Annotated in this window: 11 protein-coding genes; 9 read left to right on the top strand and 2 right to left on the bottom strand. The window is 45.1% G+C overall.

Annotated elements, in window-relative coordinates; genetic code table 11:
• Positions 1-10 precede the first annotated feature (10 nt).
• Positions 11-925, bottom strand: coding sequence for a ribonuclease HIII (gene rnhC, locus ABSY64_RS06145; protein ID WP_349642203.1), 915 nt, complete (start codon positions 923-925; stop codon positions 11-13).
• A gap of 74 nt (positions 926-999) precedes the next feature.
• Here rnhC and ABSY64_RS06150 point away from each other — a divergent pair, with 74 nt between their 5' ends.
• Genes ABSY64_RS06150 through ABSY64_RS06165 form a run of 4 tightly spaced genes read left to right on the top strand, consistent with a single transcriptional unit; the run spans position 1,000 to position 5,380 of the window.
• Positions 1,000-1,521: a CvpA family protein gene (locus ABSY64_RS06150; protein WP_349642204.1), complete on the top strand. Its 522-nt coding sequence runs from the start codon at positions 1,000-1,002 to the stop codon at positions 1,519-1,521.
• 12 nt (positions 1,522-1,533) lie between these two features.
• Positions 1,534-3,930: an endonuclease MutS2 gene (locus ABSY64_RS06155; RefSeq protein ID WP_349642205.1), complete on the top strand. Its 2,397-nt coding sequence runs from the start codon at positions 1,534-1,536 to the stop codon at positions 3,928-3,930.
• 10 nt (positions 3,931-3,940) lie between these two features.
• Complete coding sequence (locus tag ABSY64_RS06160; protein ID WP_349642206.1) at positions 3,941-4,291, top strand: hypothetical protein; 351 nt, start codon at positions 3,941-3,943, stop codon at positions 4,289-4,291.
• A gap of 15 nt (positions 4,292-4,306) precedes the next feature.
• The gene (locus ABSY64_RS06165; protein WP_349642207.1) at positions 4,307-5,380 is read left to right on the top strand and encodes a metaphase chromosome protein 1; all 1,074 of its coding nucleotides are present in this window, start codon (positions 4,307-4,309) and stop codon (positions 5,378-5,380) included.
• Positions 5,381-5,396: 16 nt separating this feature from the next.
• Here the strand turns inward: ABSY64_RS06165 and ABSY64_RS06170 are convergent, their stop codons facing one another.
• A complete protein-coding gene (locus ABSY64_RS06170; RefSeq protein ID WP_349642208.1) occupies positions 5,397-5,738 on the bottom strand; it encodes a hypothetical protein in 342 nt (113 codons plus the stop codon).
• Positions 5,739-5,996: 258 nt separating this feature from the next.
• Here ABSY64_RS06170 and gmk point away from each other — a divergent pair, with 258 nt between their 5' ends.
• Genes gmk through ABSY64_RS06195 form a run of 5 tightly spaced genes read left to right on the top strand, consistent with a single transcriptional unit; the run spans position 5,997 to position 8,239 of the window.
• Complete coding sequence (gene gmk, locus ABSY64_RS06175; RefSeq protein WP_349642209.1) at positions 5,997-6,596, top strand: guanylate kinase; 600 nt, start codon at positions 5,997-5,999, stop codon at positions 6,594-6,596.
• A 17-nt stretch (positions 6,597-6,613) separates the two neighbouring features.
• Positions 6,614-6,829 carry a DNA-directed RNA polymerase subunit omega gene (gene rpoZ, locus ABSY64_RS06180; protein WP_349642210.1) on the top strand — a complete coding sequence of 72 codons (216 nt, stop codon included), beginning with the start codon at positions 6,614-6,616 and terminating at the stop codon, positions 6,827-6,829.
• 9 nt (positions 6,830-6,838) lie between these two features.
• Positions 6,839-7,423: a peptidylprolyl isomerase gene (locus ABSY64_RS06185; RefSeq protein WP_349642211.1), complete on the top strand. Its 585-nt coding sequence runs from the start codon at positions 6,839-6,841 to the stop codon at positions 7,421-7,423.
• Positions 7,424-7,464: 41 nt separating this feature from the next.
• Entirely contained in the window at positions 7,465-7,845 is a 381-nt protein-coding gene (locus ABSY64_RS06190; protein ID WP_349642212.1) for a CvfD/Ygs/GSP13 family RNA-binding post-transcriptional regulator, read from the top strand.
• Positions 7,846-7,855: 10 nt separating this feature from the next.
• Positions 7,856-8,239 (top strand): hypothetical protein, encoded by a 384-nt coding sequence (locus tag ABSY64_RS06195; protein ID WP_349642213.1) that lies wholly within the window; start codon positions 7,856-7,858, stop codon positions 8,237-8,239.
• Positions 8,240-8,474: the final 235 nt, after the last annotated feature.

The raw sequence follows: 8,474 nt of genomic DNA on the forward strand, positions 1-8,474 counted from the left end.
TGTTTTTTTGTTAGAGTAATTTTTCTGCTTTTTGCGTATTGGCGAAGTGTAATTTGGCAAAATCCCCCAAGTTCACGCCTTGCGATAACAAGCGTGCAGCCACACGGTCGACTTCTTTACCCGCTCCAATGGGAAGGGTGCAGCCGGCCTTTTCACTCAGATCCTTCATCGAATCTAATTCAATAACGCGGGCCAGCACGGATGCGGCCGCCACACTGAGATGGTGCTGTTCGCCCTTGGTTGAGAAATAGACGTTTTGCCGAATGATCGGATTCTGACGCGCTTTTTCAAGGTAGCGGAAGTAGGTCGAGGCTTGGGCGAATTGATCAATCAAGATGCCATCGGGCTTTACCGGTGCTATTTTTTGCAAAACGGCGTTGAGTACAAAATTATGGGACAGTGCCTTTAAGGCCACAACGTTGTATTTCTTCTGCAGTTCGTTGTATTTCGGTGGCATCAGATTGACGACGTGGTGGGGTAATTTGGTAATGATTTCTGGTGCGATTGCCCGCATTTTCTCATCCGTTAAGGTCTTGGAATCAGCAATGCCCAAGGAGCGCACCCAGTCGAGATTTTCTTTGGCAACGTAAACAGCGGCAGTGGTCAGAGGACCAAAGTAGGCGCCCGCTCCAACTTCGTCTGATCCAATGGCCGACCAGGAGGCGAAGCCGGCGGGTAATGTACCGGATTTTCCAGTGCTTTTCTTATGGGTACCGCTATGGCTGGCTGTTCCCCAACGAGCAGCTTCCTTTTCACTATATTGGCCTTGGAACATTACTTTACCGGAGCGGTAGCCGGTGATGGTAAGGCCCTTACTTTTACACGAAAAAAGTGTCCCAGGAGCGGTGGCGGAACCGAGCTGGGCACCGTAATGTTGGGCAAGCTTTTGCATGGTATCGGAACTGACTTTAATGACTGTTTGCATGCCCTAATTATAGCAGTTTTAATGTTATAATTATCTTCAGATTACGCTGTCAATGCAGATGAGGAGGGGCTTTCATGGTCTTGATGATTCTTGGTTTGATTTTGGTCCTGTTGATGATTTATTCGGGCTACCAAGCGGGGCTAGTTCATGTTTTAGCTCGCTTAATTCTTTTTGTGCTCATCTTCTTTGTTGCGACTCAGTTAAGTAAGCCCCTCGGCCAAGTTGGCGTCCACTTTTTGACGGGCCACTTTATCCGTCCGCAAGTACCCGACAACGTTAGTCAGGATGGCAGCCAGTTTTTGGCTTCGGGTCTGGCCTTTTCACTCATTATGTTTTTGGGCAGCATGCTATCGCGTTACCTATTAAGGTCCGTTCACTTTGTGCGCCGTATTCCGATTTTAGGGCGTTTGGACGGTTTGCTGGGTGGCCTTTTCTACGGAGCCGTTGGGCTGGTGATTTGCTTCTTTATTTTGCAGGTCCTTTCAGTGATTCCCAACTTCTGGATTCAAAATCAATTGGTTAATTCACCGGTTTTGAATTACTTCTTGGACCGTTTCCCAGTCTTTTCACAAAATATCTACCAGTGGTGGTTATGAGGTTGATTTTTCATGAATAAGAAAGTATTAGAAACACTTGAATATGACAAGGTTAAGGGTCAGTTACGTGACTACTTGGCCACTGAATTGGGGGAGGCTGAGTATAAAAATCTCCAACCTAGTTCTGACCGTGCCACCATTCAAAAATGGTTGGATGAAACGGCTGAAGGGGTGATGATTGACCGCCTTCAGGGCGGCATTCCACTTTCAAAATTAAATCAAATTGACGTTCAGTTGAAGCGCCTGCGCATTCAGGCTGCTTTGTCAGGAACAGAAATTGCCAACCTGGCCAAGATTTTACAAAACACAGCGGGAATTGCACACTTCTTTGAAGTGATGGCTGATGAAAGCATCGGTGAATCTGTTCATATTCTTCCTGAACAAGCAGCCGAACTAGCCATTTTGCCAGCCTTGACCCGTCGCATTACGACCGCTTTGGATGATCAGGGCCATCTTAATGACGAAGCCTCTTCAACCTTGGCCTCCCTGCGCGGAAAAATCGTGGGGCACGAAAATGCCATTAAGGCTAAAATGCAAAACCATTTGAAGGGCAAGAATGCACAGTACTTGTCGGACCCAATTATGACGATGCGTGGCGACCGTTATGTTTTGCCGGTTAAGGCGGAATATCGTCACCGTTTTTCCGGTGTGGTTCATGACCAGAGTCAATCCGGTTTGACTTACTATATTGAACCGCAAGATGTCGTTGAAATTAGTAACCAGCTTAGCGAACTTCAAGTCCAAGCTGCTGCCGAAGAGCAGAAGATTCTGGGTGAACTATCGCAAGAACTAGGCGAGCACGTTGATGAACTTCATCAAAACGCTCAGATTTTAGGGCACTTTGACTTTGTCAACGCCAAGGCACGCTTGGCTGCCAAGTTAGATGCCATGCAGCCAGTTTTGTCGGATGATGAGGTTGTCGATTTGAAGCAGGCTTGGCATCCCTTGCTTGCCGAAAACATTGCTGTTAAAAACGATATTGCCTTGGGCCAAGATTACGACACCCTAATCATTACGGGACCCAACACGGGTGGAAAAACCATCACCATTAAAACCTTGGGCATTTTGCAGTTGATGGCGCAGTCGGGTCTTTTCATTACGACACGTCAACCTTCCAAGGTAGCGGTTTTCGATCAGGTTTTTGCCGATATTGGTGATGAGCAGTCAATCGAACAAAATCTTTCAACCTTCTCATCCCATATGAAAAATATTCGTTCCATGCTGCCGGAGATTACGGATAAGACTTTGGTTATCTTCGATGAATTGGGTGCTGGAACCGATCCCGCCGAAGGAGCCGCTCTGGCCATGGCCATCTTGGACAAGGTCGCGTCTTTGGGAGCAAAGACGATTGCCACGACTCACTATCCAGAATTGAAGCTCTACGCCTTCGACCGTGACCGGACCAGTAATGCTTCCATGATCTTTGATGTGCAGAGCTTGAAGCCAACTTATAAGTTGTTGACGGGTGTTCCAGGACAGTCAAACGCTATCGCCATTGCGAAACGTTTAGGATTTGGGGATGACATTTTGGGAGCGGCCAAGTCAATGACTTCCAAGGAAGACCAGTCTCTTAACCAAATGATTACGGATTTGGTTAAGCAACGGGATGCCGTCCGGGATCAGTCCGCGGCTTTGACCAAGGAGCGTGCCGCCCTATCTGAAAAGAACGATGAGCTCGATGAAGAAAAGCGTCGTTTGGATAAGGAACAGGCTAAGTTGGTCTTGGATGCCAAGAAGGAAGCCAACCACATTGTGGCTTCTACTAAGAAGGAAGCCGAACAACTCATTTCTGAAATCCGTAAAGAACGTTTGCGCGCTGGACAGTCCGGCGGTTTGTCCGAACAGGACTTACAGAAAAAGCGTAAGGCGATTTCGGGCATAACGCAAAACGAACAGCTTGAACGCAACCGGGTTTTGCAAAAGGCCAAGAAGGTCAAGCAGCTGGCACCGGGGGATGAAGTTACGATTCAGTCCTACGGTCAGCAAGCCACGCTGGTTAAAAAGCACAATAATAACCAATGGGAAGTCGAGATGGGTATCTTAAAGATGCTCGTAGACGAAGATGACATTGTTAAAAGCCAAGGAACTGTCAAAGCCCAGGCAACGAAGAAGAAACAGCGCAAGAAGATTGTGAAGACAACGACCGGAAATCATTCCAAAGCCAACGTTCAATCGCGTTTGGACTTGCGTGGTGTCCGCTACGACGACGCTTTGCGTGAGCTAGACCGTTACCTGGATACAGCCGTCATGTCAAACCTCAGTCCCGTTGAAATCATTCACGGTAAGGGGACCGGTGCCCTTCGTAAAGGGGTAACGCAGTTCCTGCGTTCCGACCGCCGCGTTGCCGACTATCATTTTGCTTCAGCCAATGCAGGTGGCGATGGCGCTACCATCGTCAATTTGAAATAAAGGATAAGAAATGTCAGAAAATAAAATTGATCCGAAAGAATTTTTATCAGCGCTCTTTTTGTACGCCCACGACTTCAACTTCAACCACATTGTCTTTGAAGTTAACCGCTTCAAGGTATCCGTCAACTTAGTACGCCGATCAGCCACTTACGGCGCTGCTGACCTTTTTTACACTTCTGAGGGACCTAAAACGATGGCCAAGGTGATGTCAACCATCAACAAGGCCATCGAAATGGCCGAATTAGAAGGCAGCCAGCAGGCAAAAATTGAAACTCCGGAATTGACGCGTGGCGAACAAATTTTTCAGTTCAAGATGCGTGAATTCGGCGGCGGAAAGTACCAACTCGATTTGTCACTCTAAGTTTAGGAGGTCAACATGAAACAAGGAAAATCAGCACAAATTAAGAGCTTTAAAAAGCAAAAGGCACAGCAAAAGTTTTCGGAAAAGAAAAAATTGAAGCCTTTTGACTATGATGAATTTGCAGGCTTTCTCCGAGCCCGTTATTATTTGACGCACCAAGACAAATACAGTCAGCCCGTTTTTGAAGCAGCTTCCTTCTTTTTGGATGATGTGATTACAACCATGGTCCAACAGTACTTTAGCAAGTTCACGAGTAATGAACGCGCTATTGTGAATATCAATGAAGTGATGCAAGCAGCTTTGGTTAATTCATCTGACCGTGATTGGCGTTACTTTATCCTTTTGATGCCGGTCTTATACGACATGCAAAAGTTTTTGGCTAGGGAAGGTTCCGTGAATGATCGCTACGGTATCGCCTCTAGCAATTACGACCCTAATTTCTGGAAAATGATCATGCGAACGGTCATGGCGCTGAACTATTTCCGCTTTCAAGGCAAGGATGTCGCTGATTTGATGAAGAATTCGTCGGCCATTGATGACTTGCAGTTCCGCTTCCTAAAGGAAGAGGGCGATGATGATGAATTCAATTTGGAAATTATCGAAGAAGTTTATCGTGGCATTCATCCGAAATTAGCCGAATTGAAGGACGCTGATGCTAAACCTGCTGACGAATTTTTGTCGGAAAAGGAAATCCAGGACGAAATGGATTACGCTGCAAAGCGGGTTGAACAATTCCGGGATGCCTCGATTAAGGGTGTAGTTAGTCCCAACGTTGTGAACTTACTTTTGGCCTTGCATAAGGGCATGGCCGAAAAGTGGCATCTGGGTCATGAGAATTGGCAAGCAGCGGATATCAAAGCCTTTGTTTCCGAATCTTTGTTCGAATACTGGCAGCCTGAATGGGAAAACCTGGACGGAATTGGCTCTGAAATCAAAGCCTATATCCAATTCTTGGGCAAGAAAAAGGCCATCCTACAAAGCAAAAAAATTGTGGACGGCCTCGATGGCTTGGATCATTATGTGGATGTTTCTGCAATCAATCATCTTTTGGCCGATATGCCGCTTGATCAATTGCAAGAAAATGAGTAATAAAAAAGCTTCCTTTTCAGGAAGCTTTTTTTGCAAATGAAATGTGACGTAGGTTTTCAGGTTGAATAGCAGTAGTCTGGCGCTTACTACGTGAATAGACGTAAAGGCGACCATCTGCAGTTTGGAAAAGATTGCCGCGATATTCTTCAATCGCTTCACTGTCGAAGGAAGGATTGACCTGAATGGCAACTTCGCTATCTAAATTAATGGCAATTTCCAAACGTTGAATCATTTCCTGACTCGAAAGTTGACGTTCGAGGGGAACGGTCTTAAAACGATTATGTAGTTTTGAAACACCGGCCTTTACAATCCCACTGAATGGAAAGCGTTGAGCGGGCTTAACCATGTAATTCTGCATGAGTAATTCCTCCTCTTAACTGATGACTTAATTATACGAACAAACGTTCTTTTTGGCAAGCGTTTTATTGGATGTCTTTAAGCCTGTTTGCCAAAAACGCCTATAAATAGGCGTTTGTAAAAATGTTAATAATTCATTAAGGCGAACATCTATTCCAAAAGAGGGGAACAAACCGTTCGCTTGATAGTCTTAGATTGAAATAAGGCCTAATTCTTGGTAGAATGCACTATAAGTAAAGTTACATTAAAGAGGAAACTAATGGTACAACGCGGTTTGTTAATTGTTCTTTCTGGACCTTCTGGTGTCGGCAAAGGAACTGTTCGGAAAGCTATTTTTAAGGAAGATGGCGTTGATTTTCGCTATTCAATTTCGGCAACGACTCGTAAGCCTCGTCCCGGCGAAGTAAACGGGCAGGACTACTTCTTTGTGACGCGTGAAGAGTTCGAAGACAAGATTCAAAATGGTGACATGCTCGAATATGCCGAGTACGTCAATAACTATTACGGAACCCCACGTTCTTTCATTGAAGAAACTCTGGCAAGTGGTCACGATGTTTTCCTTGAAATCGATGTTCAAGGAGCTTTGCAGGTAAAGACGAAGATGCCCGAAGGGGTTTACATCTTCTTGACCCCGCCCGACTTGAAGAACTTGCGTTCGCGTTTGGTTGGTCGAGGAACCGATTCAGCTGAAGTCATTGAAAAGCGCGTTGCTGCTGCCAAAGATGAATTGAAGATGATGATTAACTACAATTACGCTGTTGAAAACGATGTTGTTTCAAAAGCGGTTGACCGTATTAAAGCCATCATTACTGCCGAACGCTTGCGCGTTACTCGTGTTTTGGGCGAACTTGATAATTAAGGTAAGGAGAATACCAAATGTTACTATATCCATCCGTTGATAAGTTGTTGGAACGAGTTGATTCTCGTTATAAGTTGATTGCATTGGCCTCAAAGCGCGCTCGTGAACTTGATGCCGGCATGCCTGCTACCCAGGTTAAGTTTAATTCCCACAAGTCAGTTGGCGAAGCCCTTGAAGAAATCGAAGCTGGCGATGTCGTCATTGACCCAGTTTTCCAAGAAGAAGACGTATAAGAGGCGAACATGACAAGCTATCCACAACTTGATTTGAGTGCTGTCCAAGGACCAACTGCGGTTATTAAGACGACGGTCGGTGAAATTACAGTTAAACTTTTCCCAGAACAAGCGCCTAAGGCGGTTGAGAATTTTGTAACCCATGCGCGTGACGGCTATTACGATGGGGTGATTTTCCATCGTGTTATTAAAGACTTCATGCTACAAACTGGCGATCCAGAAGGAACTGGAATGGGCGGCCAAAGTATTTGGAATAAGCCCTTTGAAGATGAATTTAGCTCTGAATTGTTTAACTTCCGTGGTGCCCTTTCAATGGCGAATGCTGGACCCAACACCAATGGTTCGCAGTTCTTTATTGTCCAAGCTAAGTCTGTCCCTGGACAGATGGCTAGCATGATGAAGCACCTGCCAGACGAAATCGTGGAACATTATCGTGAAGTCGGTGGGACTCCTTGGCTCGATGGTAAGCACACTGTCTTCGGCCAGGTGGTTACTGGCATGGATGTCGTTGATAAAATTGCTTCAAGTAAGACCGATATGTATGACCGTCCTAATCCGGACGTCACGATTGAGAAGATTGAAATTGCGGGCTAAGCCCGTTTTTTTGTTATAATGACTTTTGGGATGGTGACAAAATGACATACAACATTGGTGATAAGGTTCGTGGTGTCGTTACCGGCATTCAGCCTTACGGAGCCTTCGTGAAATTAGACGAACAAACGCAGGGACTGGTGCACATTTCAGAATTTAAATCTGGCGTGGTTAAAGACTTGAAGAGTGAATTAAAAGTTGGTGACCAAGTTGATGTGATTGTTTTGGATATTGATCAGTACAACCAAAAGATTTCATTATCAATTCGCCAGGTTCAGATGGAAAAGTTGAAAGATTTTCCCATCATTAAGAACATGAATATGAAGCGTCGCTTTTGGACAAATTATCACCTTGATTATGGCTTCGCACCAATTGCGAAGTTACGACCTGAATGGATTCATGAAGCATTAAATCGGATTAAGTGAGGAAAGCCTAATGACAATGGTAGCTGCAACGGTAATTGCCTTTGAAGACAAGATGCCTTATTTCCTAGTTAAACAAGCAAAGGGAGAAGATGCCGAATTCTTTGCGGTTAAAGTGCACCGACATGAAGAGACTACTTCCCTTGGGACGATTTTAAATGCCTTCAAGCATGCGGGTGTTAAGAATTTTGACCAATGGCGGATTGGGGAACTGTCGGCTGTTAAGAACCAAAGCGGCGAACTGATGCCGCTTTACTCCTTTGAAGTATCCGACCGAAAGGCAGTCCAGAAGGAATTAGAAGGGGATTTGGTTTTTGAATCAGCTGATAAAATCAAGGATTTGCTGATGACTCTGAATCCATCCGCCTTTACCTCTTTTGAGGACTTGAAAGATTAAGTAATTAATTCACGAAAAGTGCTTGACCGAGTCTGATAAAACTGCTATATTGTTCATTGTTGTTTCAGCAGCGAAATCGCATCGCTCATCAGTAAGTAAATTTATTGTTGACATTGCATTTTTCATCTGCTAGAATAATTAAGTCGCACCGAGCGACGAACGCACATTGAAAACTGAACAAAACTTTGAACAAACGAATTTGTAACGCCGTTGTCGAACAGTCGATAACGGAACA

The organism is Eupransor demetentiae, assembly GCF_963930865.1.
Taxonomy (GTDB): Bacteria; Bacillota; Bacilli; order Lactobacillales; family Lactobacillaceae; genus Eupransor; species Eupransor demetentiae.

What these genes read in the sequence shown, in the direction of transcription:
- rnhC (WP_349642203.1), bottom strand. Translation starts at nt 925, where the DNA reads ATGCAAACAGTCATTAAAGTCAGTTCCGATACCATGCAAAAGCTTGCC.
- ABSY64_RS06150 (WP_349642204.1), top strand. Translation starts at nt 1,000, where the DNA reads ATGGTCTTGATGATTCTTGGTTTGATTTTGGTCCTGTTGATGATTTAT.
- ABSY64_RS06155 (WP_349642205.1), top strand. Translation starts at nt 1,534, where the DNA reads ATGAATAAGAAAGTATTAGAAACACTTGAATATGACAAGGTTAAGGGT.
- ABSY64_RS06160 (WP_349642206.1), top strand. Translation starts at nt 3,941, where the DNA reads ATGTCAGAAAATAAAATTGATCCGAAAGAATTTTTATCAGCGCTCTTT.
- ABSY64_RS06165 (WP_349642207.1), top strand. Translation starts at nt 4,307, where the DNA reads ATGAAACAAGGAAAATCAGCACAAATTAAGAGCTTTAAAAAGCAAAAG.
- ABSY64_RS06170 (WP_349642208.1), bottom strand. Translation starts at nt 5,738, where the DNA reads ATGCAGAATTACATGGTTAAGCCCGCTCAACGCTTTCCATTCAGTGGG.
- gmk (WP_349642209.1), top strand. Translation starts at nt 5,997, where the DNA reads ATGGTACAACGCGGTTTGTTAATTGTTCTTTCTGGACCTTCTGGTGTC.
- rpoZ (WP_349642210.1), top strand. Translation starts at nt 6,614, where the DNA reads ATGTTACTATATCCATCCGTTGATAAGTTGTTGGAACGAGTTGATTCT.
- ABSY64_RS06185 (WP_349642211.1), top strand. Translation starts at nt 6,839, where the DNA reads ATGACAAGCTATCCACAACTTGATTTGAGTGCTGTCCAAGGACCAACT.
- ABSY64_RS06190 (WP_349642212.1), top strand. Translation starts at nt 7,465, where the DNA reads ATGACATACAACATTGGTGATAAGGTTCGTGGTGTCGTTACCGGCATT.
- ABSY64_RS06195 (WP_349642213.1), top strand. Translation starts at nt 7,856, where the DNA reads ATGACAATGGTAGCTGCAACGGTAATTGCCTTTGAAGACAAGATGCCT.